This is a genomic window from Pseudomonas sp. TWR3-1-1 (genome assembly GCF_049896545.1).
Classification (GTDB): Bacteria; Pseudomonadota; Gammaproteobacteria; order Pseudomonadales; family Pseudomonadaceae; genus Aquipseudomonas; species Aquipseudomonas weihenstephanensis.
Genome location: NZ_JAFCUO010000001.1, coordinates 598494 through 624609, shown reverse-complemented (window position 1 = coordinate 624609; position 26116 = coordinate 598494). Strand labels below are relative to the sequence as shown.

32 protein-coding genes are annotated in these 26116 nt (G+C 54.8%); 4 read left to right on the top strand and 28 right to left on the bottom strand.

The window, feature by feature from the left end; genetic code table 11:
- Positions 1–33 precede the first annotated feature (33 nt).
- Positions 34–729 carry a tRNA (N6-threonylcarbamoyladenosine(37)-N6)-methyltransferase TrmO gene (tsaA, locus tag ACP7A4_RS02995; RefSeq protein ID WP_426245463.1) on the top strand — a complete coding sequence of 232 codons (696 nt, stop codon included), beginning with the start codon at positions 34–36 and terminating at the stop codon, positions 727–729.
- 62 nt (positions 730–791) lie between these two features.
- Here the strand turns inward: tsaA and fpr are convergent, their stop codons facing one another.
- Positions 792–1571: a ferredoxin-NADP reductase gene (fpr, locus tag ACP7A4_RS02990; protein ID WP_048362755.1), complete on the bottom strand. Its 780-nt coding sequence runs from the start codon at positions 1569–1571 to the stop codon at positions 792–794.
- Positions 1572–1688: 117 nt separating this feature from the next.
- On the opposite strand from fpr, the gene ACP7A4_RS02985 reads away from it, so the two are divergent.
- A complete protein-coding gene (locus ACP7A4_RS02985; protein WP_048362754.1) occupies positions 1689–2615 on the top strand; it encodes a LysR family transcriptional regulator in 927 nt (308 codons plus the stop codon).
- Here ACP7A4_RS02985 and ACP7A4_RS02980 read toward each other — a convergent pair.
- From ACP7A4_RS02980 to ACP7A4_RS02970, 3 genes are all read right to left on the bottom strand, one after another.
- The gene (locus ACP7A4_RS02980) at positions 2612–2974 is read right to left on the bottom strand and encodes a diacylglycerol kinase (RefSeq protein WP_048362753.1); all 363 of its coding nucleotides are present in this window, start codon (positions 2972–2974) and stop codon (positions 2612–2614) included. The genes ACP7A4_RS02985 and ACP7A4_RS02980 overlap by 4 nt on opposite strands.
- A 75-nt stretch (positions 2975–3049) precedes the next feature.
- Positions 3050–3700, bottom strand: coding sequence for a response regulator transcription factor ErdR (gene erdR, locus ACP7A4_RS02975; protein WP_426245460.1), 651 nt, complete (start codon positions 3698–3700; stop codon positions 3050–3052).
- Positions 3701–3994: 294 nt separating this feature from the next.
- Positions 3995–4747 (bottom strand): tRNA-uridine aminocarboxypropyltransferase, encoded by a 753-nt coding sequence (locus tag ACP7A4_RS02970; RefSeq protein WP_059761485.1) that lies wholly within the window; start codon positions 4745–4747, stop codon positions 3995–3997.
- A 227-nt stretch (positions 4748–4974) separates the two neighbouring features.
- Between ACP7A4_RS02970 and ACP7A4_RS02965 the strand changes: the two genes are divergently transcribed.
- Positions 4975–5385: a PA3611 family quorum-sensing-regulated virulence factor gene (locus tag ACP7A4_RS02965; protein ID WP_426245458.1), complete on the top strand. Its 411-nt coding sequence runs from the start codon at positions 4975–4977 to the stop codon at positions 5383–5385.
- A gap of 224 nt (positions 5386–5609) precedes the next feature.
- Entirely contained in the window at positions 5610–6710 is a 1101-nt protein-coding gene (locus ACP7A4_RS02960) for a TIGR00730 family Rossman fold protein (protein WP_059761476.1), read from the top strand.
- Positions 6711–7956: 1246 nt separating this feature from the next.
- Here ACP7A4_RS02960 and recX read toward each other — a convergent pair.
- From recX to ACP7A4_RS02840, 24 genes are all read right to left on the bottom strand, one after another.
- The gene (gene recX, locus ACP7A4_RS02955; protein ID WP_059764782.1) at positions 7957–8424 is read right to left on the bottom strand and encodes a recombination regulator RecX; all 468 of its coding nucleotides are present in this window, start codon (positions 8422–8424) and stop codon (positions 7957–7959) included.
- Positions 8425–8431: 7 nt separating this feature from the next.
- Positions 8432–9550 (bottom strand): recombinase RecA, encoded by a 1119-nt coding sequence (gene recA / locus ACP7A4_RS02950; RefSeq protein ID WP_048362747.1) that lies wholly within the window; start codon positions 9548–9550, stop codon positions 8432–8434.
- Positions 9551–9633: 83 nt separating this feature from the next.
- Positions 9634–10134 carry a CinA family protein gene (locus ACP7A4_RS02945; RefSeq protein WP_426245455.1) on the bottom strand — a complete coding sequence of 167 codons (501 nt, stop codon included), beginning with the start codon at positions 10132–10134 and terminating at the stop codon, positions 9634–9636.
- Between the two features lie 67 nt (positions 10135–10201).
- On the bottom strand, positions 10202–10810 hold the full coding sequence (locus tag ACP7A4_RS02940) for a glycoside hydrolase family 19 protein (protein WP_426245453.1): 609 nt from the start codon (positions 10808–10810) through the stop codon (positions 10202–10204).
- Positions 10811–10866: 56 nt separating this feature from the next.
- On the bottom strand, positions 10867–11139 hold the full coding sequence (locus ACP7A4_RS02935; RefSeq protein WP_059764788.1) for a hypothetical protein: 273 nt from the start codon (positions 11137–11139) through the stop codon (positions 10867–10869).
- Positions 11132–11488, bottom strand: a complete 357-nt coding sequence (locus ACP7A4_RS02930; RefSeq protein ID WP_059764791.1) for a hypothetical protein — start codon at positions 11486–11488, stop codon at positions 11132–11134. Before ACP7A4_RS02930 ends, ACP7A4_RS02935 begins: the two co-directional genes overlap by 8 nt.
- The gene (locus ACP7A4_RS02925) at positions 11485–12312 is read right to left on the bottom strand and encodes a hypothetical protein (protein WP_059764793.1); all 828 of its coding nucleotides are present in this window, start codon (positions 12310–12312) and stop codon (positions 11485–11487) included. Before ACP7A4_RS02925 ends, ACP7A4_RS02930 begins: the two co-directional genes overlap by 4 nt.
- 92 nt (positions 12313–12404) lie before the next feature.
- The gene (locus tag ACP7A4_RS02920) at positions 12405–13100 is read right to left on the bottom strand and encodes a hypothetical protein (RefSeq protein WP_131811533.1); all 696 of its coding nucleotides are present in this window, start codon (positions 13098–13100) and stop codon (positions 12405–12407) included.
- Positions 13097–13405 (bottom strand): hypothetical protein, encoded by a 309-nt coding sequence (locus ACP7A4_RS02915; RefSeq protein ID WP_131811534.1) that lies wholly within the window; start codon positions 13403–13405, stop codon positions 13097–13099. The genes ACP7A4_RS02920 and ACP7A4_RS02915 overlap by 4 nt, the downstream gene beginning before the upstream one ends.
- Positions 13398–17252, bottom strand: coding sequence for a phage tail protein (locus tag ACP7A4_RS02910; RefSeq protein WP_426245450.1), 3855 nt, complete (start codon positions 17250–17252; stop codon positions 13398–13400). Before ACP7A4_RS02910 ends, ACP7A4_RS02915 begins: the two co-directional genes overlap by 8 nt.
- A gap of 65 nt (positions 17253–17317) precedes the next feature.
- Entirely contained in the window at positions 17318–17923 is a 606-nt protein-coding gene (locus ACP7A4_RS02905) for a tail assembly protein (protein WP_059765183.1), read from the bottom strand.
- A 58-nt stretch (positions 17924–17981) separates the two neighbouring features.
- Complete coding sequence (locus ACP7A4_RS02900) at positions 17982–18638, bottom strand: tail assembly protein (RefSeq protein WP_426245449.1); 657 nt, start codon at positions 18636–18638, stop codon at positions 17982–17984.
- Positions 18639–18661: 23 nt separating this feature from the next.
- Complete coding sequence (locus tag ACP7A4_RS02895) at positions 18662–19432, bottom strand: C40 family peptidase (protein WP_426245448.1); 771 nt, start codon at positions 19430–19432, stop codon at positions 18662–18664.
- A 2-nt stretch (positions 19433–19434) separates the two neighbouring features.
- On the bottom strand, positions 19435–20118 hold the full coding sequence (locus tag ACP7A4_RS02890; protein ID WP_059764801.1) for a phage minor tail protein L: 684 nt from the start codon (positions 20116–20118) through the stop codon (positions 19435–19437).
- Between the two features lie 201 nt (positions 20119–20319).
- Positions 20320–21162, bottom strand: coding sequence for a putidacin L1 family lectin-like bacteriocin (locus ACP7A4_RS02885; protein WP_426245446.1), 843 nt, complete (start codon positions 21160–21162; stop codon positions 20320–20322).
- A 20-nt stretch (positions 21163–21182) separates the two neighbouring features.
- Positions 21183–21359, bottom strand: coding sequence for a Com family DNA-binding transcriptional regulator (locus ACP7A4_RS02880; protein ID WP_082706832.1), 177 nt, complete (start codon positions 21357–21359; stop codon positions 21183–21185).
- Between the two features lie 26 nt (positions 21360–21385).
- Positions 21386–21724, bottom strand: coding sequence for a phage tail protein (locus tag ACP7A4_RS02875; RefSeq protein ID WP_059764806.1), 339 nt, complete (start codon positions 21722–21724; stop codon positions 21386–21388).
- A 37-nt stretch (positions 21725–21761) separates the two neighbouring features.
- Complete coding sequence (locus ACP7A4_RS02870; RefSeq protein ID WP_426245443.1) at positions 21762–22991, bottom strand: phage tail tape measure protein; 1230 nt, start codon at positions 22989–22991, stop codon at positions 21762–21764.
- A gap of 54 nt (positions 22992–23045) precedes the next feature.
- A complete protein-coding gene (locus ACP7A4_RS02865) occupies positions 23046–23180 on the bottom strand; it encodes a hypothetical protein (RefSeq protein WP_371260638.1) in 135 nt (44 codons plus the stop codon).
- Between the two features lie 149 nt (positions 23181–23329).
- Positions 23330–23677 carry a phage tail assembly chaperone family protein, TAC gene (locus ACP7A4_RS02860; protein ID WP_059764812.1) on the bottom strand — a complete coding sequence of 116 codons (348 nt, stop codon included), beginning with the start codon at positions 23675–23677 and terminating at the stop codon, positions 23330–23332.
- Between the two features lie 8 nt (positions 23678–23685).
- Positions 23686–24177 carry a phage tail tube protein gene (locus tag ACP7A4_RS02855; RefSeq protein WP_059764814.1) on the bottom strand — a complete coding sequence of 164 codons (492 nt, stop codon included), beginning with the start codon at positions 24175–24177 and terminating at the stop codon, positions 23686–23688.
- Positions 24178–24243: 66 nt separating this feature from the next.
- Positions 24244–24435: a hypothetical protein gene (locus ACP7A4_RS02850; RefSeq protein WP_059764817.1), complete on the bottom strand. Its 192-nt coding sequence runs from the start codon at positions 24433–24435 to the stop codon at positions 24244–24246.
- Positions 24436–24466: 31 nt separating this feature from the next.
- Positions 24467–24820, bottom strand: a complete 354-nt coding sequence (locus tag ACP7A4_RS02845) for a phage holin family protein (RefSeq protein ID WP_059764820.1) — start codon at positions 24818–24820, stop codon at positions 24467–24469.
- 491 nt (positions 24821–25311) lie between these two features.
- Positions 25312–26046: a LexA family transcriptional regulator gene (locus ACP7A4_RS02840; RefSeq protein WP_426245440.1), complete on the bottom strand. Its 735-nt coding sequence runs from the start codon at positions 26044–26046 to the stop codon at positions 25312–25314.
- Positions 26047–26116 lie beyond the last annotated feature (70 nt).

Sequence of the window (26116 nt, the reverse complement as noted above, 5' to 3'; positions counted from 1 at the left end):
CGCAGCCTGCGGCCGCGACTACAGGGTCCCTTCATGAGCTACAGCGTTTCCCCCATCGGTTTTGTGCGCTCCTGTTTCAAGGAGAAGTTCGCCATTCCGCGTCAGCCGCAATTGGCCCCCGCCGCCCGTGGTGTGCTGGAGCTGGTCGCGCCGTTCAATCAGGGCGATGCGGTGCAAGGGCTTGAGCAGGTCAGCCATGTCTGGTTGCTCTTTGTGTTCCATCAAGCCCTGGAGGACACACCACGATTAAAAGTGCGACCGCCGCGCCTTGGGGGCAACACGTCGATGGGCGTATTTGCGACCCGTGCCACTCATCGTCCAAATGGCATCGGCCAGTCTGTCGTCAAGCTGGATCGCGTTGAAGCAGGCCGGCTGCACATCTCGGGTATCGACCTGCTCGACGGTACGCCGATTCTGGACATCAAGCCCTATGTGCCTTACGCCGACATAATCCCTGGCGCCAGTAACGACATGGCCAGCGCAGCCCCTGTGCTGATCCCGGTGGTTTGGGCCGAGAACGCGCTGCAACAGGCGCATGCCCACGCCCTGCGCCTTCAAGAGCCGCTCGTGGCCCTGATTGAACAGTGTTTGGCGCAAGACCCACGTCCGGCCTACCAGACGCCTACAGCAGAACGAGAGTACGGTGCTCAGTTTTGGGACCTGGATGTGCGCTGGCACTACCCCGAGCCGGGCATGATCCGAGTGCTGGAAGTCATCACAGCGGCCTAAAACCCGGTCAACAAAAAGCCCGCGCTGTCGTCAGACACCGCGGGCTTTTTGTTGAAAGACACTTACTTTTCTACGAAAGCGCGCTCGATCAGGTAATCACCCGGCTCGCGCATACGCGGCGAAACGGTCAGGCCAAAGCTGTTCAGAACTTCGCTGGTTTCGTCCAGCATGCTTGGGCTACCGCACAGCATGGCACGGTCATCTTGCGCATTGATCGGCGGCAAGCCGATGTCGCTGAACAGTTTGCCACTGCGCATCAGGTCGGTCAGGCGCCCCTGATTTTCAAACGGCTCGCGGGTTACGGTGGGGTAGTAGATCAACTTTTCACGCAGCGCTTCACCGAAGAACTCGTTCTGCGGCAAATGCTCGGTGATGAATTCGCGGTAAGCGACTTCGTTGACGTAACGCACACCGTGGCACAGGATCACTTTTTCGAAACGCTCGTAGGTTTCCGGGTCCTGGATGACGCTCATAAACGGCGCCAAGCCTGTACCGGTGCTGAGCAAGTACAAATGCTTGCCCGGCTTCAAGTCGTCCAGCACCAGCGTACCCGTAGGTTTTTTGCTGATGATGATCTCGTCGCCTTCCTTCAAGTGCTGCAACTGGGACGTCAGCGGGCCGTCTGGCACCTTGATGCTGAAGAACTCCAGATGCTCTTCCCAGTTCGGGCTGGCGATCGAGTAGGCACGCATAAGCGGACGGCCGTTGGGTTGTTGCAGGCCGATCATCACGAACTGACCGTTCTCAAAGCGCAGGCCCGGGTCGCGGGTGCACTTGAAGCTGAACAGGGTGTCGTTCCAGTGATGAACACTGAGGACACGTTCGTGGTTCATGTTGCTCATGTACGGGGCTCCTAATTTCGCCTGCGCTGACTATGGGCGCGATTGCATAGCATTCTAATGGCGACGACAATATCTGTTAACTGAATTATTAAGATAAGGGTTATCGGTTATATCGATATGCGATTTACTCTCAGACAACTTCAAGTGTTCGTCACCGTCGCCCAACAAGAGAGCGTGTCACGCGCTGCTGGCTTGTTGGCCCTTTCACAATCGGCCGCCAGTACCTCAATTACCGAACTGGAACGCCAAACCAGTTGCCAACTCTTTGATCGCGCCGGCAAGCGTTTAAGCCTCAACGCGCTCGGCCGCCAACTATTGCCACAAGCTGTCGCCCTGCTCGACCAGGCCAAAGAAATCGAAGACCTGCTCAACGGTAAGTCCGGGTTTGGCTCGCTGACGGTGGGGGCAACCCTGACCATCGGCAATTACCTGGCCACTTTGCTCATCGGCAGCTTTATGCAAGCTCACCCCGAAAGCCAAGTGAAACTGGTTGTTCAAAACACAGCGCACATCGTGCAACAAGTGACCCATTATGAAATTGATCTGGGTCTAATTGAGGGCGACTGTAGCCACCCGGACATCGAAGTTCAGAGCTGGGTCGAGGATGAATTGGTGGTGTTTTGCGCACCGCAGCATCCGCTGGCCGCCAAGGGGAGCGCCACACTGCAAGAGCTGACTCGTGAAGCGTGGATTTTGCGTGAACAGGGTTCGGGCACACGGCTGACCTTCGACCAGGCCATGCGCCATCATCAGAGTGCGCTCAACATTCGCCTGGAGCTGGAACACACCGAGGCGATCAAGCGCGCGGTGGAGTCTGGCCTGGGCATTGGGTGTATCTCTCGCCTGGCACTGCGCGATGCCTTCAGACGCGGCAGCCTAGTGGCGGTTGAAACGCCGGAGCTGGATCTTGCGCGGCAGTTTTACTTCATCTGGCACAAGAAAAAGTACCAAACCTCTGCCATGCGCGAGTTTTTGGACCTGTGCCGCGCCTTCACCGCCGGGGTTCAGCGCAGCGACGAGATCGTACTGCCCAGCATCGCTTAAAGCAGGATGACAGCCCACACCACGGCAATCAGGGTGAGCACCACAAACTGAGCGGCGCTGCCCATGTCTTTGGCGTTCTTGGACAAGGGGTGCAGATCGAGGGAGATCCGGTCAATCGCCGCTTCAATGGCCGAGTTGAGCAACTCAACGATCAATGCCAGCAGGCATACAGCGATCAACAACGCGCGCTCAACCCGGCTGACATTCAAGAAAAACGTCAGGGGGATCAGCACCACATTAAGCAGCACCAACTGGCGAAAAGCGGCTTCGCCCGTAAAGGCTGCGCGCAGCCCATCCAGCGAGTATCCGCCTGCATTCAAAATCCGTTTAAACCCGGTTTTCCCTTTAAAAGGCGACATAGATAGGCAACTGAGCAAAAAATGAGAAAAGAACGCTAGTTCACGCTTCGTCAAAAAAGCGTGAAGCCTGGCAATTTAATGGTTCGAAATTGACTCGAGTTGTTGCAGGAGCAACGCCGCCTGCGTGCGGGTGCGTACACCCAGCTTGCGAAATATCGCGGTAACGTGCGCCTTGATCGTGGCTTCCGACACGCTCAACTCATAAGCAATCTGCTTGTTCAGCAACCCTTCACAGACCATCGTCAGCACCCGGAACTGCTGCGGCGTCAAGCTGGCCAAGCCTTCGCTGGCGGCTTTGGCTTCGGCAGACACCTGCACCTCTTCGAACGCCTGAGGCGGCCACGACACATCGCCATCCAGTACGGCACGTACTGCTTTTTGAATTTCTGCCATAGAGCTGGACTTGGGAATAAACCCGCTGGCGCCGAACTCGCGAGAGCGGACCATGACCGAGGCTTCTTCCTGGGCAGACACCATCACCACCGGAATTTGCGGGTATTGCCCACGCAGCAATACCAGCCCGGAAAACCCGTAAGCGCCCGGCATGTTCAAGTCGAGCAGTACCAGATCCCAATCCGCCTTGATTGCCAGTTGCTTTTCAAGCTCGGCAATACTGGCAACTTCTACCAGACGAACATCAGGTCCCAGCCCCAACGTCACCGCCTGAAGCAATGCACTGCGGAACAATGGGTGGTCGTCGGCAATCAGGATTTCGTATTTGGCCATTTTTAAAATGATCCCGTTTCAGGCGAGCCCTGATGAATTCCAGCACTCGCTAAGGCAACTTGAGCAGCAGTTGAAAGACTGTGCGTCAAAGGGCGTGCTTAGGCTAAACGTCGTGAAAAATAAGCGTTTGAACAGCAACAGCGCCCGAATCGGCGCCAAGCATGCCCAGCGAACTGTGGGTGGTCAAGGACAAACCTGACCACAACGTTCAACTTATTCCGACGTCAAACGCACCGGTCAGGATGCGACGCTTTGACACACGTTGTGAACGCGCAAAATTGTAGCGCTACTTCTTTAGTCTATTGAGAGCGATTCTGGCGAAGGTCTTTTACAAAAAACACCCAGCTCATGGTGCGCGGCGCTGCTTTCGTTCATCGGCAACTGATTTCGGGCATCCAGATAGTGCTGACTGAACACATCGAAGTACGCATCCAGCGCGGTGGACGTCTGGGTATCACCTGCAAGGTCCAGGCACAGGCTGGCGACCTCGGCAGTGCATAGATGCTCACTGCGGGTGGAGCGGCGCAGGCGATAGCGTGAGAGTTTTTCAGGCAGCAGGCTCAGGATCGGAAAACGATCAAAATGCGGGCTTTTGCGGAAAATCTTGCGGGCTTCGGTCCACGTGGCATCAAGCAGAATGAACAGAGGGCGTTTTCCGCTCTCGGCCTGAACTGTATGGGTGACGCGCCCAGGCTCCACGTACTCGCCCGGAAATACCAGATAAGGTTGCCACTGCGGGTCGGCGAGCAACTCAAGCAATGCCGGATCGGTTTCAGTGCGCGACCAGATAAAGGCAAAGTTGTCGCTCACCACGTCAGCAATCAACCAGCCAGTATTGCTCGGCTTGAACACTTCTTTTTTGGTCATGATCAGGCACACCCCGGCGCGCGTACTGACCTGCGGGCGCCAGCGGCACAAACAATGGCTGGCAATCACGCGGCACGTAGGGCAACGCGGCGCTCGCGAGCCACGGGACAAATAGGGTTTTGTGCTTTCCTCTTCTCGCTCGTCTCGTAAACGGGCGACAGCATTCGGGGAAAAGGTCATCAGGGTCATGGTGTTTACTTTGAGATGCAGATCGCCCGCACGCCTCGGGTTAGCGCTGGGCAGATTGGCTGGAGAAAGGCGCGCAGTCTATCAGAGGCCGCCTTGTGGCGTGCCAACCCGTGACTTCAGGCATTTCCTGTAACCGCAGGCTGACCTATACTCCCGCGCCACTGAACGCATAGAAATGTGGCGGGTCAAAGCCTGCGTCACTGAATCAGGAGAGTTTCATGTTGCGCACTATCATTCCGACCGTCGCTTTAATGCTGGCACTGCCTTTGGGCGCACAAGCGGCCTCTCTTGCCGAATTCAACCTTGAAAAAGACCTGAAAGAGACGGCCGAAAAAAGCAGCCAGGGCACACCCAGACTGATGGAATCAGGCCTTACCGATAACGGTTTTAGCGCTGAAGGCCGGGTACTGACCAATCACCTGGTCGCTCCACAGGCACTGGCTTTAAACATACTCAAAGATAAAGAGGCCGCTGCGTCGAGCCTCGGCCGAGGTGTGTGTAGCAATAATAATTTTCGTACATTGCTCGCCAAAGGCGCAATTGTGCGACTGGACATCAAAGATGACCAAAACAACATCACGATTCTCAGCCAAGACATTGTCGCTGATAACTGTCGGCCAAAAAAATAAACCCTTTCGAAGTGCATGCACGCCGTAATTCGTTGCGGCGTACGCAGTTTTCTATCTCACCTTCTCCCCCCTCCTCCCGCCTATTTTCATGGATTTCAGGCAATTAGCGGTTGCCAGGTTCGACAGCACAAGACCATCATCAGGCCATTACTTCTGACACGCTGTGTCTGCGCGCTGTCATGCTTTACTGCGCCCCAAAGGATGTTGTGCTGAAGGAGATCTACATGCCTGATCAAACCCATGCGAACCTGCCTCTCGATTTCGAACACTTGAGCCTCGACCTTGCGCAGCACGTCGATGCCCAACTTGAGTTGATTGCCCCCGACAGCAAAAACCGACCGCTTTACCGCGAAATGATGCTGACGGTATTGCGTATGGCGCACGACGACTTTGATCGCTGGAACGCCAAAATTACCCTGCAAGCCATACGTGAGCTGGAGCAAAGCTTTCGCGTGCTGGAGCAATTCAAGTCACGGCGCAAAATCACCGTGTTTGGCTCGGCACGTACCCCAATGGAAGACCCGCTGTATGCATTGGCCCGCGAAGTAGGCGCGGCACTGGCCAGAGCCGACATGATGGTGATCACCGGCGGCGGTGCAGGCATCATGGCCGCGGCCCATGAGGGGGCCGGTCTTGAACACAGCCTGGGCTTCAATATCACCCTGCCGTTTGAACAGCGTGCCAACCCGACCATCCTGGGCAGCTCACACCTGCTGGCGTTCCACTTCTTCTTTACGCGCAAACTGTTTTTCATCAAGGAAGCGGCCGGACTGGTGATGTGCCCTGGCGGATTCGGCACGCTGGATGAAGTGCTGGAGGTGCTGACGCTGATACAAACCGGCAAAACGCCATTGGTGCCTGTGGTGTTGCTCGACATACCGGGCGGGACATTTTGGCAAAGCGCACTGGACTTCATTCAAGCGCAGCTGCAAGCCAATCATTACATCCTGCCTAACGACTTGAAGTTAATGCGCCTCGTCCACAGCGCCGAAGAAGCCGTGGCGCAGATCGATCAGTTTTACAACAACTTCCACTCCACACGCTGGCTGAACAAGATTTTTGCGATACGCATGAAACGCCCCGTCAGTGCGCTAGCGCTGAAACATATACAGCACGAATTTGCCGATATCTGCTTAAGCGATAGCTTTCATCAACAGTTGGATGACGAACCCGCGTTTGAACACCTTACGCGTTTGAGTTTTGCTTTCAGCGGCCGCAATCAGGGGCGTCTGCGCGAGTTGGTGGACTTTATCAATCTGCCGCAGAACTGGGCTGATGCTGGGGGAATGATCCAGAAGAAGTCACTTGAGCCTTTGTCTCGATAGACCTGCAATCTTCTGCTCGCCAGCGTGGCAGATGTTGCGCTCATGCTCAGTCGCTGCGGTGCGAAGCGGCTGGGAATCGCAAGACTTTGGCAGGTTTGATGTATCAGATTGAATGGTTTTACGGCCGCTACGCGACCGGACGCAGCCTCGCGTTACTCGTCAGCGACTACAAAGGTATTGGCGGGGATGGGACGCTTGGTTGCGAAGTGGTTGTATATCCGATGACTGCGGGCTTTCTGCGGTAGCGCGTTTAACGGTTTTACGGCCGCTACGCGACCGGACGCAGCCTCGCGTTACTCGTCAGCGACTACAAAGGGACTGCCGGGGCTGGAACCCTTGATTGCGAAGTGGTTGTAAATCCGATGACTGCGGGGTTTCTGCGGTAGCGCGTTTAATGGTTTTACGACCGCTACGCGACCGGACGCAGCCTCGCGTTACTCGTCAGCGGCTACAAAGGTATTGCCGGGGCTGGGACGCTTGGTTGCGAAGTGGTTGTAAACCTGATGACTGCGGGGTTTCTGCGGTAGCGCGTTTAACGGTTTTACGGCCGCTACGCGACCGGACGCAGCCTCGCGTTACTCGTCAGCGGCTACAAAGGTATTGGCGCGGATGGGACGCTTGATTGCGAAGTGGTTGTAAACCTGATGACTGCGGGGTCTCTGCGGTAGCGCGTTTAACGGTTTTACGGCCGCTACGCGACCGGACGCAGCCTCGCGTTACTCGTCAGCGACTACAAAGGTATTGGCGGGGATGGGACCCTTGGTTGCGAAGTGGTTGTAAACCTGATGACTGCGGGGTTTCTGCGGCAGCGCGTTTAACGGTTTTACGGCCGCTACGCGACCGGACGCAGCCTCGCGTTACTCGTCAGCGACTACAAAGGTATTGGCAGGGCCGGGACGCTTGATTGCGAAGTGGTTGTATATCCGATGACTGCGGGGTTTCTGCGGTAGCGCGTTTAACGGTTTTACGGCCGCTACGCGACCGGACGCAGCCTCGCGTTACTCGTCAGCGACTACAAAGGTATTGGCGGGGATGGGACGCTTGGTTGCGAAGTGGTTGTAAACCTGATGACTGCGGGGTCTCTGCGGCAGCGCGTTTAACGGTTTTACGGCCGCTACGCGACCGGACGCAGCCTCGCGTTACTCGTCAGCGACTACAAAGGTATTGGCGGGGATGGGACGCTTGGTTGAGAAGTGGTTGTAAACCTGATGACTGCGGGGTTTCTGCGGTAGCGCACTTAAGATTTTCAGTCATCGAACTCTCGGCCACTGAGCAAGCGACCAATCATTTCAAGCGGATATCCTCTGTAACTCAAGAAGCGCCCTTGACGTGCACGCTCTTTGGCATCTTCAGGCATACGCCCTGAAAACTTACGCTGCCAAGTGTCTTGCAACTGTGCTTGCCAGTTGAATTCACATTCACGCAGCGCCTCCTCCACGTCACTGCGTGCCAACCCTCGCTGATTCAACTCTTCGCGGATACGCAAAGGGCCATAACCCGAGCGGGCACGGTAGGAGATATAGCTTTCAAGGTAACGCGATTCGGACAGCAAGCCATCTTCCGTTAAACGGTCGAGGGCTATGTCGATCATGTCAGGGCAAGCGCCTCGCTGACGCAACTTGCGCGTCAGCTCGACACGACCGTGCTCGCGTCGCGCGAGCAGGTCCATTGCTGATCGCCGTATGGCGACGAGGTCTTCCAGAACAACAGTCATGATTCAATCAGTTGCTAGCGTCGTCTGAGCCCGAATTTTCAAGCTCCATTTCCGCCGCTTCTTGTTCAGCTGCCGCTTGCTTGGCCGCCTTGCTCAGTTTTGGCATGACTTTCATTGCAGCCAGTTCGCTCTCGGTTTTTGGGCCGAGCAGCTTGTCACGCAGTTGCTTCTCAAGCGTGGCTTTAATGTCCGGGTTCTCATCAAGGAACTTGGCGGAGTTAGCCTTGCCCTGGCCGATTTTGCTGCCTTGGTAGCTGTACCAGGCACCGGCTTTTTCGACGAAACCGTGCAACACGCCCAGCTCGATCATCTCGCCGTTCAGGTAGATACCCTTGCCGTACAGAATCTGGAATTCAGCCTGACGGAATGGCGGAGCGACTTTGTTCTTGACCACTTTGACGCGGGTTTCGCTACCAATGACTACGTCGCCTTCTTTAACGGCGCCGGTGCGACGAATGTCCAGACGTACAGAGGCGTAGAACTTCAGGGCGTTACCACCGGTGGTGGTTTCCGGGCTGCCGAACATCACGCCGATTTTCATACGGATCTGGTTAATGAAGATCACCAGGCAGTTGGCATTTTTGATGTTGCCGGTGATTTTACGCAGTGCCTGAGACATCAAGCGGGCTTGCAGGCCAACGTGGGTGTCACCCATTTCGCCTTCAATTTCAGCTTTAGGCGTCAACGCAGCCACGGAGTCGATGATGATGACGTCAACTGCATTGGAACGCACCAGCATGTCAGTGATTTCCAGCGCCTGTTCGCCAGTGTCTGGCTGGGAAACCAGCAGGTCATCAACGTTGACACCCAATTTGGCGGCGTACTCAGGATCAAGGGCATGTTCCGCATCGACGAACGCACAGGTAGCACCAGCTTTTTGGGCTTGAGCGATAACGGACAGGGTCAGCGTGGTTTTACCCGAAGACTCCGGACCGTAGATTTCAACAATACGACCCTTTGGCAGACCGCCAATACCCAGCGCGATGTCCAGACCCAAGGAGCCGGTGGAGATAGCCGGGATCGCCTGGCGGTCTTGATCACCCATCAACATCACGGCGCCTTTGCCGAATTGACGTTCGATCTGACCCAAGGCCGCAGCCAAGGCTTTCTTCTTGTTGTCGTCCATTAAAGTCCTCTCGTAATCAATAAGGCCTGACGGCCGATAACTGTATAAGTAGCCAGTATTATTCCACAGGGTTTCAGGATCGCCTACCCCTGATTTTTTATTTCTCGTACCGTTCGGCGTATTAGACCCTCTAGCGCGGCTATCACCGTTTGTCGGCGCACGTCATCACGGTTACCGGGAAAGTGCCTGCATTCGGCACATACCTCGTTGCCAGTGCCCCACGCCAGCCAAACGGTACCGACCGGTTTGGTCGCCGACCCGCCGCCTGGCCCGGCAATGCCGCTGACCGCCACCGCAAAATGCGCGCCGCTTTGTGCCTGCGCACCGCGCACCATCGCCTGGACTACCTCACTGCTGACCGCACCTACTTGCGCGAATAGAGGCTCGGGCACGCTCAACTGCTTGGTTTTCTGCTGGTTGGAATACGTCACAAACCCGGCTTCGAACCAGGACGAACTGCCAGCAACACGGGTGATGGCCTCAGCGATACCGCCGCCCGTGCAAGATTCAGCCGTTGTGACGTGCGCATTAAGAGCCTGCAAGTGCTGGCCCAGTTCAGTCGCCAGTTGAGTTAATTCGTCCACGATGGTCTCCCGAAGCGCAAAAATCAGCGGTCTAAGCTACACCAGCAGCCCCGTGTTGCAAGCCACGCTAGCGGCAAAATGTACATAACGCTGCCTCATAAAGCCGCCTTCGATCTTCCTGCCCCTGCACTCCCCCGTTGAGCCTGCGAGTGATCTGTTCAAAACGTTGCAAATCAGCCAATTCATTCAATCCATTTTCAGACCAAAACCAGGCCGCTGACAGCGCCGCATAATCCGGTATTTCCAGCAGCTCGGGCTCTGCCACGCAGTCAACCCCCAAAGCCTTGCTGCATGCTTGGTAGTTATACTTACCGGTAATCTGAATTAACCCACGACCGCAATACCTGAATCCGTCACCCGGCTCAACATTGCCCAAGCGATTGCCATAGGCTATCTGCGCAATCAGTGACGGCTGCCCCACGCTGGCAGTTGCCATTTGCGGTGTGAAACGCTTAGGCCAAGTGGCAAGCAAGGCTGGAGCGCTATAGTTGAAACGCTCAACCAGATGCCTCAGCTGGGCAGATTCATGACCCACTTGAGCGATAAACGCTGCAGCCCGCAGCGGTCCTTGAACCTCATACCGCAGCATTGCCTGGTTGAGCGCAGTGACAAAAATGCTGGCACTGTCACCAGCGCCTGGAAGTATCTTTTGTAACTGCGCCAAGGTGATATGCATGAGCGTCTCCAGGCGAAAAAAAACCGCTCTAAGCGGGTTCGGTTGACGGCTGAATTTCAGCTGGGACGAATGGGGCGATGCCTTGAATCCGGGTAGTACTCAGCGCCTTCTTGCCAGGCCCGCACCAAAATCCGATGGTCGCGCCATTGGCGTTCAGTACCCGGTATTTTCTCGCCGTCCTCGAGCGCTTCCAATTGCACACTAACGAAGGAGCGTTCCTGCTCAACCCATTTAACTTCCTCGGCGATCAGAGGGGCTAAGCGTGATGTTTCTTTTTCAGCTGCAATATCCGCAGCACTGCGAAGTTGCGACCAGTCGATGTTATTCATGAAGGGCATTCTCCATGGGTAGTGGATCTGGGGCGATAATTTTATCCGGTTGCGGTAGGCGTATTTCCCCGTCCAAATCGATAACAATCGGTTCAGGAAATACCTGAGCGCTACTTGCGCCCTCTCCGTAAGGAAGCATTAACACCAGAGTCAATTGACCATCAACTCTAGTGATAGGTGACAGGAAGAAATGTCTATTGACCTTACTCATCAGCGCGGTATCAGGAAGGCTGTCGCCCTCTTCTATCCGTGAAAAATCAAATAACTCACCATTTACAATAAGCGCATCACCCTTTTTTTCGAGCGTTAATGAAGCATCGGCTCTTATACCCCCCAACCTAATATTCATGCTTTCCACCGTCCTATGGCCAAAAACCAGAATCTGAAATTTTGCACAGTGGCGCCATTTCGAACAAATAGCGTAAATCTGGAACTTCCAGTTTCCGCACCGTAATTAATGCCAATAACTCCGTAATGATCATGATTTGACAGAGGAGTGGCCGTCGGTATAACTGTGGGCGTACTGGTTGAGAACGGATGAGCAAACATCGTAGGTTGATTAGACACTGTCGCATTAGCAGGTGCCGCATTTACCGGCTGAGCTTCGCCATAGCACAAAAGGGTTCCATCCCGAAATTTAGTATAGCCTCCATAACTATTTACCCCTGATTCTATAATCCCCCCACTCTCGATAGCACCAATCACATTATCTTCGTGATAATTTTTGCGCCATTTTTTTGGCCGTTCCTCGCCAACCGCAGTATTTCTCGTATATAAATCGCCATTACGCCAATTACCAAACATCTGAAAAGCATATTGCTCGTTAAATCCCATGGTCAACAGTGCGCCATCACTGGTCCCTGGATAACGAGCACCCAAATAATGAAAGGCCGCGCCTGCATTATTTTTAATCGGTAGATCAGCGTCGGATACCGCCCTGGCGGACAATGGTCTTCCAAGACCATAATCACCCTGCTTAGTAACTTTGTAAGCGCCACCCAGATACGTTTCATCCGTAGCACTTGTTATATTCGCAGTACTGGCTGTACCGAGTTGTGCTTTATGCTCATAGAGTTCTTGCGTCATAAAGTTAACTTTTTGACTGGCCGTACGCGGCGGATCACCGCCGAGGCCAGAGGGTGGTGTACCTAGAATTATTTCTTGTCTTGCCATATGCTTCTCCAAACCTGATACAACAGATTGACTTGTTTTTTAAAAGCGCACATTCATTGATAACTTCTTCCACCATCCCAGCACTAAATAAATCAAGGCATTGCCACTAACAAAGGCCAATTCATTATGGGCGCCGGAACTTTAAATGTAATATTCGAAATCTCGATATAGGATCTAGAGCTATCGGAAAACCCAATAGACACATCCCCTAAAGTCAATGAGTTACTATATGCCTGCCCAAAATGACTAACCATAAAATAAGCCTCCCGACCATATACCCAAGGGAGGCGATAAATCCATGCACCTTGAAACATTGTTAAATTTAAAAAAAAATAAGGCGGCCATACTTGCCCCCCGCCCAGGAAATTCATGATCTTATATGCACCATCAAAAACCAACCGTGCAGAAGCATCTCTCACTTGCATTCCATAACCCGGAACAGACTCAGGATTCATTCCACAAGCACAGTACTTACCCGCAGTCAAAAAACCACTGGCTACAGACTCATAATAACCGACTCTAAATGTAAAACCTGTCCAACTCCCCGGGCGACCTTTATGCTGGAAATAAAAATGCACCCCTATACTGCCAGGCGAGATAAATACCACAGGAGGATACTCAGTAACTATTGCAGACGAATAACTAACATCGACCACTGCGTAAGTACCGTCCTTACTAATTACAACAGCGCCCGAATACACACCTTCACTCATAACATGTAACAGACCATGCTCACTATCAACAACAGCTTGACCTGCCGATCCAAAACACTCAAACCCATAGTTCATTTGTAATGCACCGCCAAAATAAGTAATGCAAGAGCAGATTCCGACAAGGGAGACGCAGCGAATCGCAAAATAACATTTGGGAATTTACCCACAATTAAATACTCAGACAAAACCAAAAAAGGCCCATCGTATGAAGTAACTAATATCACACCCTTATCCGGATCAAAACTTGGAATGGGCACATCCTCACCAGAGGGCGAAATTCCTGGCTTAATGAGTGAGAATACTGTCCGCATAGAATATGAGTCAGCGTTCAGGTACTCAACACCGCCCCCATCATAAAATTTAATCCCAAATTCATTCACTTAGATCTCCCAGCTGAACTCGCTTGACTTGATTGGCATCATAAACTCGCAGCGATCTATTGGTCATTATCATTCGACCTTGACCGGGGACATTACCGTTGATTTCGAACATGCCGGACTTATCGAGGCGCCATCCACTAGTGCCTGCCACATAGTTACTTGATGCTATATAACTACCAATCATTGCATTTGTAATAGTTCCATTCTGAATAAATGCCGAATCGATAAATACGCCCCCTCCCTGCACTACAAAAGGTGTAAATACCTGACCTCCGGTTTGTCCTCCCACCACTGCGAATCGATCAGCACTCACCAGGAACTGACTTTGCGTTACCCCTTCGGCATTGGTGTCAATCCCTAAGCCCACGCCTGCTGCCACCAGTTGACCATTGGCATTGACCTGCATTTTTACCGACCACATGGTCGACAGGTCTCCTTTAAGATTCGCTTGGGCTTGACTGAGCATTTGCACAGCCGCTGTATTTTGACCCGACGTCGTCTGGAGTGAGTCAACACGCTGACTGATCGCCCGATCGGTGTTAGCCAATGCCAAGGTGTCCGATTTAAACGTCGCAGCATTACCCTCGATCTTGCTGTCCAGTTGGGTCACACGAGCGGTCAAAGCCGAGTTGGCGCTCACTGCCGCTTTGGATACATCGACGATGCTCGCGGCGTTCTGCCCGACCTTGGCTTCCACCACATCAGTCCTGACCGCTTGTGCGAAATGACGCTCAGCAATCACTGACATTAGCGATTCAGCACCAGCCGACGCGGTTTGGTCACCTGCACTCCCCGCTTCAGAGCCCGCAGAGGCACTGTTGACCAAGGTGTACACACCCTCAACCCTTTCAGCATTAGCCCTGACTTTTCCGTCCAGTGTTTGCACCGTACCGGTCAGTGAGTTCAGACCGTTAGCCGTGGCTTGCAGACCGCTGGCCGGATCGTTGACTTTGAGATTGATTGCATTGAGCTGTTGGGCCTGAACCGTCAGGTTCCCCGCCTGTTCGCGGATGCTGGCCGAATTTTTCTGCACTTGCAGCGACAGCGCATGGCTCGTTTCGGCGAGAGTCCCCAGATCAACCCAATAGGCGACGTCCGGTGGCGGATGCCGGGAAGTGACCACGATGGCTTGAAAGAGCCGGCTGCCCAAGCGAGCTATTTCACCCACTGAGTAGGATTTGGCGTTGTCGTACTCAAGAGCATCGGTGATTTCACCGATCAGTCCTTCCAACTCTTGTCGGGTTTTATCCAGGCGCTGGTTGACAGAGCCACTACCGGCGCCGTCGATCAGCTCAATGCGGTCCAGCAGGTGTTTGCCCAGTTCGCTTTCGCCTATTTGCCCGGCAATGAGGTCAAGTACCGGACTTGCATCAGCGCTGGATTGCCCCGCAACCCCCACACCCTCAGGAAACCAAGGGCCGATATTGCCTGTGCGATCGACCAGGCGCGCCCAGAAGAACAAGCGCACGCCCGCTGCCAGCCCCATGAGCGTGATATCGCTTTGAGGGTAGGCATAATCGCCATATTTACGGGCGGTTGAACGTTCAGGTGTGAGGCTGTACCAAATTTCAGTGCGCTGCAGGTCAGCGCTGCTGAGGCCCGCCGGGATCTGCCATTGAACTTTAATAGCAAACACCAGCGATTCGGTGGTCAACTTCGACACGACCGGTGGCAAGGTGGTTTTGCCGTTGAGGACAGTTTCTACCGAGATGCTGTAGAGCGAGCCGATGTCCAGCGCGTTGATGGCGCGCACTTTGGCCACATATCGCCCGGCATAAATGCCTTGCACATCCAGCGAATTGCCACCGGTACGCCCGGCGAAGACCCATTCGCCGTCGTTTTTACGCCAGTAGACTTCAAACGCGATAGCGTTGGCCGGGCGTTCCCAGTCAATGGTCATGACATTGATCACACTGCCCTGCTCGACAAAATGCGCGTTACTGACCCGCACAGCAGTTGGCGCAGACTGGACGCTCGGTGGGATAACCGAAATGGGTGGAGACTCGATGCGCGAACCGTTGTCGATAGCGCTGTATTTGTCAGACACATGCTTGACCGCGCTCAGGCTGTAGCTGATTGAGCTATCAGCGGTGTCTTCAGCAATGGACAGAACGCGAAACAATTGTGTGGCTAGGCTTGGCGAGTCGAGCGCCCACATCGAGTGCGACGGCGGCAGCTCTTCGAGCCGCTCTTGAAGAGTCACACGCTGGGTAGCATCGAGCATCTCCACCGTTTTGACCATCCTCGATACCGCTTTACCGTTGGGCATGACCAACGTCACGGTGTCGCCGCTCAGCGCTTTGACTTCAGCGTCCAGGGTTAAGGTATCGAGTGTTGCGTCGTGCAGACGGCCACCAATGCGCCGACCCGCACGGTCGTTGTCGGCAATACGAATGATCTGACCCGGACGTGCGAGTGTGCCGTCGAGCCCGACTGAAAACGTGACGCTTTCGGTTTCTAAACGATTGGTGAGCAAGGCCCATTTTCCAATGCGTTGGGCTTGAGCCTGTGAAGTACACCCGGTAGCGCTGATTTCAGTCTGTTGGATACCGTAGCGGGCAATACCTTCGGCATCGTCGACGTATTGCACTTTTTGTCGATAGAAGTCAGCCGGGTCATTCCAACTGACGAGGGCCACGGTAAAACGGGTCTTTTTTGCCGATCCGGCATAGGTGAACGTACCGCCCAGTACGTTGGCATTGGAATAGGTGTAAACCGGATCTTCTGGCATATCCGCAACCGCCATCACTGAGCCAGCTCCCCAGTACGACATGCCGCGGAAGGTAGTGGCCAGGTCCTGCAAGACTTTCAGTGCGTCAGCGCGTACCGACAAATACAGGTTGCAGGTGAAACGCGGTTCAGTGCCGCCCTTACCGTCTGAGACCGGTTGGTCGCAGTACTGTGCGATACGGTACAACTCCCATTTGTCGACCTGGCTGGCGTTGAGCAAATGCCCGAGGCCGTAGCGCTGATGGAGTAACAAATCGTAGTAAATCCACGCTGGATTATCGGTCCATGCGGACTTGAAGGTACCGTCCCACACGCCTGAGTAGTGGCGTGTTTGCGGGTCGTAGTTGCTCGGTACGCGAATGATGCGCCCCTGCAACTCAAAAGCGCGCGAGGGGATAGCTTGAAATTGCGACGCATCGAATTGCAGGCCAATGATGGCCGAGCCTGGGTAGCGCAGTTTACCGTCGATGACATCGGTGATGGACTCTACGCTGGTGGTGTCGGCGATCGCGCCGCTGACCGCGTTCGGCGTCAAGCGCCGTACCCGCACAGTCCAGCCAGTATTGGCAGGTGGCAAATCCACGCGATGGGAGCGTTCATATTTGGTGGAGGTCTTGCCGCTGAATGCGGCATTGAGCACCGATATGAAAGGGCCGCCATCGGTGGCCAACTCAATGACGTATTGCACCGTGTAGCCGTTGGTGTCGCCATTTTTGGTGTCTGTTTGCGCCAACCGAGCAACCGCCAAACGGATGCGAACGGCTGACAATTGCAGGTTAGTAATGGCTTTGGTCCAGGGCTGATCGCTGCGCAGCTCAATCGAAACGGCGCTTTCGTTTTCAACCGCCGGGAAGCCGGGGATGTAGGTTTGATCTTGACTGCCCGAGCGGGTGTCGAGGGTCACGCCGCTGAAGTTCAGGCTGCCATCAGCATTGGCCAACGGGGTTTCATCCAGAAACACCGAGCGTTTGTCATGTTTCAAACCTACGATCTCGCCTTCGCTGACAAGGTCAAGGATGCGGGCGTAAGCGGTACTTTGCAGGCTGTCTGGCGCCTCGACAGAAGGCCGCGGCTTGGATCCGCCGCCCTTGCTGCCAGCGATAGTAAGGTCAGTCATGGCTTTCCTTCTGGCGAAATAAAGCCCGCCTGCGGGCGGGCTGGTTTGAAGAGGATGAGGGGCGTTTAACGCTGATCCTCGGCGTAGATGCCAGCGCTGATCACGGCGCTGCCGACGATCAATTGGCCATAGAGCAAACCCACCGGGTTGCCTTGGGCACTGGTGTTGACCGGCCCGTTAAAGCTATAACTGGCGCGATTTTCGGGGCGATCCTGAGCACCAAGCCCTTTGGGCTGCGGACTGAGCATTTGCAGCACGCCACCGAACGCCAGGGCCGCGCCCACTTGGTAAAGAAAAGGTGAAGCGCCAGCAAAAGGCGTGAAGGACAGCACAAAAGCTGCCGCCACCAACACCGCCCCGACAATGGTTTGTAGCGAGCCTGCGCGCTTGGAGCCTGCGATGACCGGCACGATGCGAATCACCGATTTACCGGTAGGTTGGCCCAACTGATCTTCTGCCAAGTTATGTGTGCCGTTGAAGATGGCGAATCGAAGCCCGTTGCCCTGGCTGTCGAGCATGTACTGCTCAAAGCCTGGAAACTGCTTGAAATAACCCATGGCATCTTTTAAACCTCCCGTAATTGCAACACGATGCCGGCGACCAAAGCGCTTGGCCAGTGACCCCGAAAGCAACACGGTTTGCAGTTTTTGCGGTACAGCGGTTGCAGACATATGCAGGCCCTGACGTGAAGAACCGCCAGCCGGCGGCTGATAAAAAAAGGCTGCGCGGTTACAACTGATCCTGAGCATAAATGCCAGCGCTGATCACCGAGCTGCCGACGATCAACTGACCATAGAGCAAACCCACCGGATTACCTTGGGCGCTAGTATTGACGGGGCCGTTGAAGCTATAGCTGCTACGATTTTGTGGACTGTCTATTGCGCCCAGTCCTTTGGCTTGGGGAGACATCAATTGCATTACGCCGCCCATGGCCATCGCAATACCCATGCTGGACACCATCGACCAATTACTCATGCCAGCAGCGGCTGCGGTGCCGGTACCTGCCGCCGCGCCGCTTGCACCTGCACCGGAACCTGCCGCCGCTCCGCCACTGAAGTACGAAGCGGCGACAATCAACGCCACGCCTACGATAGTTTGCAATGAGCCGGCGCGTTTGCTTCCCACCAACACCGGCGCAATCCGAATGTCGGTACTGCCGGGCGGTGCCATGAGTTGTTTATTGCCAATGTTCTGCTTGCCCAAAAAGATGGAGTACGCCACCCCATTGTCTTTGGACGCCATCAAGTACTGTTCAAAACAGGGAATCAGGATGCCCAGCGCCCGGACAGCTTCGGCCACGCTATTAACTGCCAGTTGATGCACTCGGCCAAAACGTGCGCCCAACGTGCCATAAAGACGCACAGTGCGTATTTTTTCGTGTTGCATACGGATGCTGCTCCTTGCGGCCATTAGCGCGGCGCCTGGCGATGGCGCCAATAACCTGTGGTTACCTCGGCCCAATAACCGCCGTAGGTGTCGCGCCGACTGTCGCGGCCATAAAGGTGGTGAAGAATGGCGCCCGGCGTGGGGAAATGCTCGCGCTCAGTGCTCAAGGTGCCGTCTTGCAAGTAGATCGCCGCATGATTGGGCACCGGTGAACGGATCTGCATCAACACAATGTCGCCCTGTTGCAGGCTGTGTACCCGCTCAAACCCGGCAGCAGGCAGGTTGTCCAGATACAGGTTGCCACCGCGCTCCCACCAGCCATCTTCGCGCTCAAAGCTGCCCAGATCGATGTGCATCTCTCGCTGGTAGTAGTCGAGCACGATGCTCAAACAATCATGCACGCCGTGGGCAAACGCTCGCCCGAGCAGAGGAGCTTGATAGCCGCTGGGTTGCAGGTGGACCATTTCCCCAGGTTCAATCTGCCCGCTTTCATGACTGCGTACTTGCAAAATGTGCCATGGCAAACCAGACGCTTCACAGGCCACGCGATCTGCCTCGCTGGGCGTGGCCGGGTAGTCGGGATGGCTGTGCACCACCGCTAGCACTTCGCCGCGCTCTTCGGCGCCAGCGAAATCTTCAGGGGCCAGACGAAAGTGTTCATCAGGTGTTCTGGCCGTGTTACTGCAGGGTACGTACACGCGCTTGCGGCCTTCGCGAATAATCAGCCCACAGCATTCCTGGGGATAGCAGCCGATGGCATGCCGTTCAATTGCGGCTTGAATGGCCTTGTTCATAGTCAACTCCGCAGCAGGCCAGCGGCCGGGAAGGAGCCATAAGACAGAGGCTCGGTTTCGCCAAAACGCAGCTTGCAACTGCTAAGGCGGCCGCCGCATTTGTCCTTGGCCGCATCCGTGACGATCACATCGTTGGCGTCAGCGACCGGTGGGCCGTTATAGCCACAATAAGGGCCGCGATAACCGCCACAGCTTAGCCACCAGCACACGTTGGCAACGATTTGGCGACGCGGCAGTTGCACGCCGTTAAAGTCCAGCGCACTGGCCAACTCAAATTTCAAGGTCGCATTGTTCTCAGCCACCTTGCGTTCTATATACCAAGTGTCCGGAGGCAGTTCTTCTTGCGGATCGGCCTCGGGTTGACCGTCCAGATATTTGCCCAACGTGCGGTGGCGCACCAGACGGGCGCCGACCAAGTCTTCAAAGTACAACGTCAGTGCGGTAATAAAACCGCCGACATTGCCCACTGATAAAGTCGGCGTAGGCTGCATGCCCTGCCCCGACATTTCAAAGCCTTCAGCGACAATCGGCCAAGGTGAGTATTCGAGTTCCTGCCACACAATTGAGGCTTGCTGGGGATAGCCGTGGAACCGGTAAATCTCGGCGCCCAGGGAGGTGGCATCCAGCTCAAACAGCTCGACCCACGCCCCAGGCTCCAGTGTCTGGATGTCTGCATTGATTGACATAAATGCTCCGGGCAAAGAAAACCCCGCGCTTGGCGGGGTTTCTCAAGTAAGTGAAAGGTCGCCTGCCCTATGAGAGAAGGCGATACTTTTCTTGGGATTCGCCGCAGAGACAAAGGTTAAAACTTCGAGTCTTGGGCATGATTTTAAGCATTGACTACGTACGCAGACTCAGGACGCGGACGTGACATCCGGCAGGGTCATTTAAAAACTCCACGTCCAGTCTTTCCAGGTAGGAAGTGGGCCTGTGCCGTGATCCGGGTAAAAGACCCGGCGCGGCTTGAGTACGGGAGTGAAACCAAAGCGTGCCCAAACGGGCAATTCAAAAGCGATCGAAAAGCCGCCATTGGGTTGAAGCCTGGCGAAAGCTCCCGTACGTCCTGCGGTGCCTGTCTGCCATACGACGCCATTAGCCGCATTTAACAACACGAAGTTTCCATCCGCCTGCATCACAGCACGTACCGCACCTTGGCCTTGCGTGTGACTGGCCCAGATCGCATCACCCGCTGGACCAAATACAACCAGATTGCCGTCCGCCTGAAATACCAGTCGCGAAGCCCCTGCGACATAGAACTTACCGATCTCCAGTGCGGTCTCGGCTGGAAAGACCAAAGCATCAACCGCCGCAGGATCCGGCGGCAATGCACCGTTGCTGTTCCACAGCGAGCCAAAATCCACAAGCAGCATGTTGCCGTCGTTCTGAAGAATCATGTGGGTCCGGTTCCACTGATCTTTATCGGTAAACGTGGTATTGACCGACGCCCACGTGCGTTTACGGCCTGGGTCATCCAAAAAGGCCGAGTACTGAATGTAAAACGCTGAAGGGATCTTCTGGCGTAACACAAGTGTGTTGCTATAAGGCTGGCTGGCGTCTGCCACCCAAACTTGGGCGCCGTTATCCTGCAATACCAGATTACCGTCAGGCTGCAACACTAATTTGAAGCGGCCATTGGGCGATTGTAGAAACTGTCCGGCAGACATTGTTTGATAAGGAGGAAGGATTGAACTGCCGTTGTGTTGAAAAGGTATACGTGTGCGTGCTGCCATGATTTCACCTATTGAGTAGATCAATGTTGTCGCGCAACAATGGCTGCACGTGTGTCGCTCAAAGGCGATGGATCGAGACTCAAGGTCTTCACAGCATTCAACGTCGCACAGCGCGAACATTTGATTTGGAGCTGGCTGTTTTCACCGACGCGTGCCAGTAACCGGTTGCATTTGGCGCAACGAAAATCTGCGAGCATGAACAAGTCCTTTTGTTTGTACCCGCTCAGGGATGAAACGCTTGCTCGAACGTGGCGGCCAAGGTGTAGAGCCCTGCGCCCATCGGGGTCGGCTGGTAGCGCTTGCAGCGGTAGAGTGCGGGTTCGCTCAATGGTGCCGCCCAGTAAAAGGCTGTGGCACCAGCGTGCTCATCCAGAAAGTCGATAATGGCTTTTATCTGCACCTGATCGCCGACAAATGTCAGTGGCCAGGATTGAGTCTTGTGGTTGAGACCGTCCTTGAGCACTTGCTGATACCCATCACCGAACTGGGCAGTTTTGAGGCGAAACTCGACCGTGCCCACCGGTTCGACTTTAGGAATCCAGGTAAACGTTTTTGCGCTCATGTGTTCTCCGGGTGTGGGCCGTTGCAGCCGCTGATATTCAGCGGCCGTGGATGGCGGACCAGATTTGCCCGCCCGGTTTAAGGTCGCGGGCGATTTGTTCGGCTGCGCCCTGCTTGGCTGAGCCTGCATACGCCTTTGCAATGTCTTGACTGGCTGTCTCGCCGCCCGCCGTGTTGCCTTGGCCATCGGCCACGTTAATGGTTTGCTGGATCACCACCTGATTACTGCTGCTTGAACCGCCTGAACCACTCAGGGCGCGAATACCCAGTGCACCATCGGCACCACGGCTCAAAGGCATGATCGCTTCTGGGCCCGCTTCTCCAAATAACGCCATCGGAGCTAACGTTGGGCCTGTGGCCACGCTGTTCGTGAAGGCACCGCCATTGGCAAATTTATAGGCAGTGAGCCCGCTCGTACTCAACGCCGGGTTGAAGTCGAACTCAAACCCCGGCAACGAAGCACCACTCACTGGCGGCGTCGACGGCGAGTTAAACATCGCCCCCACCGCGCTACTGGCCATGCTGAACAAAAAACCCAATCCTTTGGACGCAGCGGTCTGAGCAGCCAGTTGCGCCATGTCCTTGAGCACAGAGGTCGCAAAATCGGAGAACGAAAACTTACCCGTGGTTACAAACATTGTCACCGCATCGCTCATACCCTCAAAGGCTTTGGTGAACACCTCTCTGGATTTCGCTGCCACATTGCCAGAAGAGTCCAGATAGTCCTGCCATGCAGACGTTGCACCATTAACCCAATTACCTTGGGCTTGGCTCATCTCTGCGTAATTAGCTTGCACCTGTTGGGTGAAGTCCAGATGCCGGTTTTCGATTGTTTTCAGTTGACTGAGATACGCCTCGCCACCCTGACCGTTGGCACCCTCGGGAAACTGGATCTTAAGGGCGCTTTTAGACTGAGCGTACTCCGTGTCGATGCCGCTCAGTACGCCAGCACTAGCTTGCTGACGCTTACCCATACCGATTTGAGCGGCCCCCAGCGCGCCATTCGCCTTCAGAGCTATCAACTCTTTGGCATAAGGCACGTTCAACTGCATATTGGTTTCGCGCTGCACAGTTCTGAAAGTGCCTTGGGTCGCCTGCGCAATTGCTTGGCCTGAGGCCGTCAGGGTATCTCCCATGTGCTTGCCCGCCGTTTCGACGCGCTTTTGTATAGCTGTCATCCGCTGCTCGGTGATGCGCACGGCTTGTGCCAACATCTGCTCAAGGCCGCTCAGGTCAACCGTCCAGTTCGTTTTAGACGCTGTTGCCATAGTTTTCTCTCTGCTCAAAACCCGTCGCAGTGACGGGTCGGTTGAGGATCAGACTCAGCGCCATTCACTCATGGCCTGTTCCAAGGCCACGCCTAGACGCCGTTCATACGGCATGAAATCCATCAACTGGGCCTCACCACCGCCTAGCCGATACGCCTGCAATGCAATGAGCGCGCTGCTGGCTTCCATCCTTCGCGCAAGGTTGAGAGAGCCATATCGATCGATATACCCCCCCCACGCGAGCGCTTCCCGGTAACTCATGCGCTTTTTGGCTTCGTCTATGGTTCGGCCGCCGATTCCGTTGAGCACCAGTTCGTGCCAAAACTCATCGGCGGCCGTCAGTTCTTTGTTCCTGCACCTCCTGTACCGTTAACTTCATTCACGGCATTGAGTAGCAGGAATCCCAAGCCGGGCTCCAGGCTGTAGGCATCTTCGTAGCTCAACGCCTCATCGGCGTCCTGCCCCAAACGAACTGAGGCAGCGATATATCGCGCATTGCGACTTTGCTCACTGCCATCCGATGCGAACAACTGTTCTATCACCCCAAAAGACTGACGTCGCACGTGCACCGTCACGGCGTCGGTGATGCTGTCTCCTGCGGGGTCAAGGTGAGTCCACTGCACGACTTTTTTTACGCAGTTGCCATCGACAATGCCGCCGCTGGCTTTGAGTTGCTGAAGGTTCATAGGCGTGGTCAGACCTTTTTGATCCAGGCGGAACCGCCGGTACGCTGGATGCTCACGGTGGTAGTCACCACGGCATTGAGGGCGAAGTTGAAAGGAAAGTCTGCGACGTAACCGTCGAACGCGAACCAGGTACGAGTGGCAGGCAATTCAAAATCGTCGCCCCGAGTATTGACAGTGGGTTTGATGCCTTGGCCGTCGGACCAGCCCACGACCCATTTAATCCCCGTAGCACCTTTGGCCTCAGACAATTGATGGAGACGGATATGGCTGGCGTTTGTGGGGTCGGCATTCAGGCCAAGACTGGCCGTGCCGGGTGTGCGCAGACCTTTTTTATAGGTGCGCTCCTGAGCTTCAAGACTGGTGTCTTCAATTTGCTCAGCGGGTGCGCCGCCCGGATCGAAAGAGGTCGCGTGTTCAACCTCCAACACGGTGTAAGGCGCGCTGCCATCGAGCGCTGGCACAAGCGCGAAAATTTGTGTGCCTTGGGTAAGAATCGACATCGGGTGTTCTCCTACGAACATTAAAAAACCCGCATCCGCGGGCTGTATGGATAAGCATGTTTGGGGTCAAGGTGCCGGTGAGCCATCCAGATATGGAGGCGCTGTGGGATCGGGCTCGCGGCTTTTCAGATAATCGACCAGCGCCTGATTGCTCTGCGCCAGGTCATGTAGCCTCGTATTCAAGGCCATCTGCGCATCTGACTGGGCTTGCAAGGCGCTGACCAGCCGATTGATTGCCGCCAGTTCTTCATCATTCATCGTTCACCTGCTGTGAGTGGAAAACCTCTGATCAAGGGGATTCGTCGGGAGGAGTATCTCGAGGCGGTATGTCGCAAACGCCCAGCCGCTTGGCCGTCCAGCGCTCATATAAGCCAATGGCCATATCGGCACCAGCCATAGCGGTCAGGCAACCGAATGCGCTCGCTGCCAACATAGATACGCCGTTGGCATACAGTAAAAAAGTAGCCGAAACCCCGCACACCATGCAGGCTCCGGAGCGCAACGCAATGCGTCGAACCAATGGCCAGCCGCGAGCGCCTTCTTTATCTGCACGCCACATTTCGCCCGAGACCCCGCCTAACAGCGCTAAAACGATGACCAGCCATATCGGCATGTCCAGCAACGCGTGTTCTTCAGGTGTCATTATTCGCCTCCTTCATAAATGCCCGTCAGCGGCAGGCGATGGGATTGACTGGGATACCTGCACATCCGTGGGTAGGCATTCCAAAAGGTCCGAAATGACCGGGGCGAACGCATGTCACACCGGCCGTTTCAGACATTTCAGCAATACGGTCCCGGATTTTTCGGCGCTACTGGCGCGGTACGAATCCATTCACATGTTTTTCCGACCGCGACCCTGTCCGCCAGATAACTGCTTACGGTGCTTTACGCTGCACACCCGGGTCAGTTGCCAACCCTCTGAACGATAAGGCTCGTCCATCGCTGCCTGTTCACTGGCTGTAAGGCCGGCTTGAGACAGATACTATGCATGTATGCATATACAGTCAATGCACAAATGCATTTGTTTATTCATAATAAATGCATGGGCGCATAAATCCTTTTAAAATCAATGCGCCCGACTTTTTTAGGGGCGAAAAAAAACCCACTTATCAGTGGGTTTTTAAGACATACAGACTATCGGGCGTACATGCCCCACCAGAAAACATGACCAAGGATGGCTATTTGCTCTTCTTGCATATCCTGAAACGTATAGTCCTCATCAGGATGTTCTTCGCGATTAAAACTGCGAAGGCGTATTCCCGAAGGCAGGCGATACAGTTGTTTTACCCGCAGCTGGCCATTGTGATTGATCGCATACAGGTCGCCATCAATGATGTCTCCTATAGAGGTTTTCCCCGCATTCACCCCAACCGTCGCACCGTCGCGCAGTACTGGCAACATGCTATTACCGCGCACAGTGACGCATTTGGCCTGGTCGAACTGCACGCCGTTATGGCGCAGGCTGCGCTTGCCAAAGCGCAGTTTAGACTTCTCACTTTCTTCGATGGCGAATCTTCCTGATCCAGCAGCCAACTCAACCTCACGTAAAAAAGGGATACAGACTTCATCGTCTTCGATGGGCGTGTCGTCATCCCACAGAGTTATGTCCTTAAGATCTTCATGCCCTGGCGGCGACGGCTCATCACCCGGTACTGAAATCTCAACGCGCCCGCGTAATTGATCCGTGCTGACCCCAAAATACTCAGCCAAACGAGAGATATGTTTATCCGAAGGATCGGCAATCTTGCCGTTCAAAATGCGCGAGAGCGTGGATTGAGGCACACCTGTACGCCGGTGAAGCTCTGTAGGAGAGATCCCTTGGCGAGCAAGCAGCTCTTTTAAGACGGTAGAAACAGTACGATTGTGCATGACGCGAATAGTGATTACATTTTTTACTGATCGCAAATGCTATTTGGCATATTGCGCGATTCGTTGTCTT

Coding starts and splice junctions, on each gene's coding strand:
- tsaA (WP_426245463.1), top strand. CDS start 34: ATGAGCTACAGCGTTTCCCCCATCGGTTTTGTGCGCTCCTGTTTCAAG.
- fpr (WP_048362755.1), bottom strand. CDS start 1,571: ATGAGCAACATGAACCACGAACGTGTCCTCAGTGTTCATCACTGGAAC.
- ACP7A4_RS02985 (WP_048362754.1), top strand. CDS start 1,689: ATGCGATTTACTCTCAGACAACTTCAAGTGTTCGTCACCGTCGCCCAA.
- ACP7A4_RS02980 (WP_048362753.1), bottom strand. CDS start 2,974: ATGTCGCCTTTTAAAGGGAAAACCGGGTTTAAACGGATTTTGAATGCA.
- erdR (WP_426245460.1), bottom strand. CDS start 3,700: ATGGCCAAATACGAAATCCTGATTGCCGACGACCACCCATTGTTCCGC.
- ACP7A4_RS02970 (WP_059761485.1), bottom strand. CDS start 4,747: ATGACCTTTTCCCCGAATGCTGTCGCCCGTTTACGAGACGAGCGAGAA.
- ACP7A4_RS02965 (WP_426245458.1), top strand. CDS start 4,975: ATGTTGCGCACTATCATTCCGACCGTCGCTTTAATGCTGGCACTGCCT.
- ACP7A4_RS02960 (WP_059761476.1), top strand. CDS start 5,610: ATGCCTGATCAAACCCATGCGAACCTGCCTCTCGATTTCGAACACTTG.
- recX (WP_059764782.1), bottom strand. CDS start 8,424: ATGACTGTTGTTCTGGAAGACCTCGTCGCCATACGGCGATCAGCAATG.
- recA (WP_048362747.1), bottom strand. CDS start 9,550: ATGGACGACAACAAGAAGAAAGCCTTGGCTGCGGCCTTGGGTCAGATC.
- ACP7A4_RS02940 (WP_426245453.1), bottom strand. CDS start 10,810: ATGCATATCACCTTGGCGCAGTTACAAAAGATACTTCCAGGCGCTGGT.
- ACP7A4_RS02935 (WP_059764788.1), bottom strand. CDS start 11,139: ATGAATAACATCGACTGGTCGCAACTTCGCAGTGCTGCGGATATTGCA.
- ACP7A4_RS02930 (WP_059764791.1), bottom strand. CDS start 11,488: ATGAATATTAGGTTGGGGGGTATAAGAGCCGATGCTTCATTAACGCTC.
- ACP7A4_RS02925 (WP_059764793.1), bottom strand. CDS start 12,312: ATGGCAAGACAAGAAATAATTCTAGGTACACCACCCTCTGGCCTCGGC.
- ACP7A4_RS02920 (WP_131811533.1), bottom strand. CDS start 13,100: ATGAACTATGGGTTTGAGTGTTTTGGATCGGCAGGTCAAGCTGTTGTT.
- ACP7A4_RS02910 (WP_426245450.1), bottom strand. CDS start 17,252: ATGACTGACCTTACTATCGCTGGCAGCAAGGGCGGCGGATCCAAGCCG.
- ACP7A4_RS02905 (WP_059765183.1), bottom strand. CDS start 17,923: ATGTCTGCAACCGCTGTACCGCAAAAACTGCAAACCGTGTTGCTTTCG.
- ACP7A4_RS02900 (WP_426245449.1), bottom strand. CDS start 18,638: ATGCAACACGAAAAAATACGCACTGTGCGTCTTTATGGCACGTTGGGC.
- ACP7A4_RS02895 (WP_426245448.1), bottom strand. CDS start 19,432: ATGAACAAGGCCATTCAAGCCGCAATTGAACGGCATGCCATCGGCTGC.
- ACP7A4_RS02890 (WP_059764801.1), bottom strand. CDS start 20,118: ATGTCAATCAATGCAGACATCCAGACACTGGAGCCTGGGGCGTGGGTC.
- ACP7A4_RS02885 (WP_426245446.1), bottom strand. CDS start 21,162: ATGGCAGCACGCACACGTATACCTTTTCAACACAACGGCAGTTCAATC.
- ACP7A4_RS02880 (WP_082706832.1), bottom strand. CDS start 21,359: ATGCTCGCAGATTTTCGTTGCGCCAAATGCAACCGGTTACTGGCACGC.
- ACP7A4_RS02875 (WP_059764806.1), bottom strand. CDS start 21,724: ATGAGCGCAAAAACGTTTACCTGGATTCCTAAAGTCGAACCGGTGGGC.
- ACP7A4_RS02870 (WP_426245443.1), bottom strand. CDS start 22,991: ATGGCAACAGCGTCTAAAACGAACTGGACGGTTGACCTGAGCGGCCTT.
- ACP7A4_RS02865 (WP_371260638.1), bottom strand. CDS start 23,180: ATGGAAGCCAGCAGCGCGCTCATTGCATTGCAGGCGTATCGGCTAGGC.
- ACP7A4_RS02860 (WP_059764812.1), bottom strand. CDS start 23,677: ATGAACCTTCAGCAACTCAAAGCCAGCGGCGGCATTGTCGATGGCAAC.
- ACP7A4_RS02855 (WP_059764814.1), bottom strand. CDS start 24,177: ATGTCGATTCTTACCCAAGGCACACAAATTTTCGCGCTTGTGCCAGCG.
- ACP7A4_RS02850 (WP_059764817.1), bottom strand. CDS start 24,435: ATGAATGATGAAGAACTGGCGGCAATCAATCGGCTGGTCAGCGCCTTG.
- ACP7A4_RS02845 (WP_059764820.1), bottom strand. CDS start 24,820: ATGACACCTGAAGAACACGCGTTGCTGGACATGCCGATATGGCTGGTC.
- ACP7A4_RS02840 (WP_426245440.1), bottom strand. CDS start 26,046: ATGCACAATCGTACTGTTTCTACCGTCTTAAAAGAGCTGCTTGCTCGC.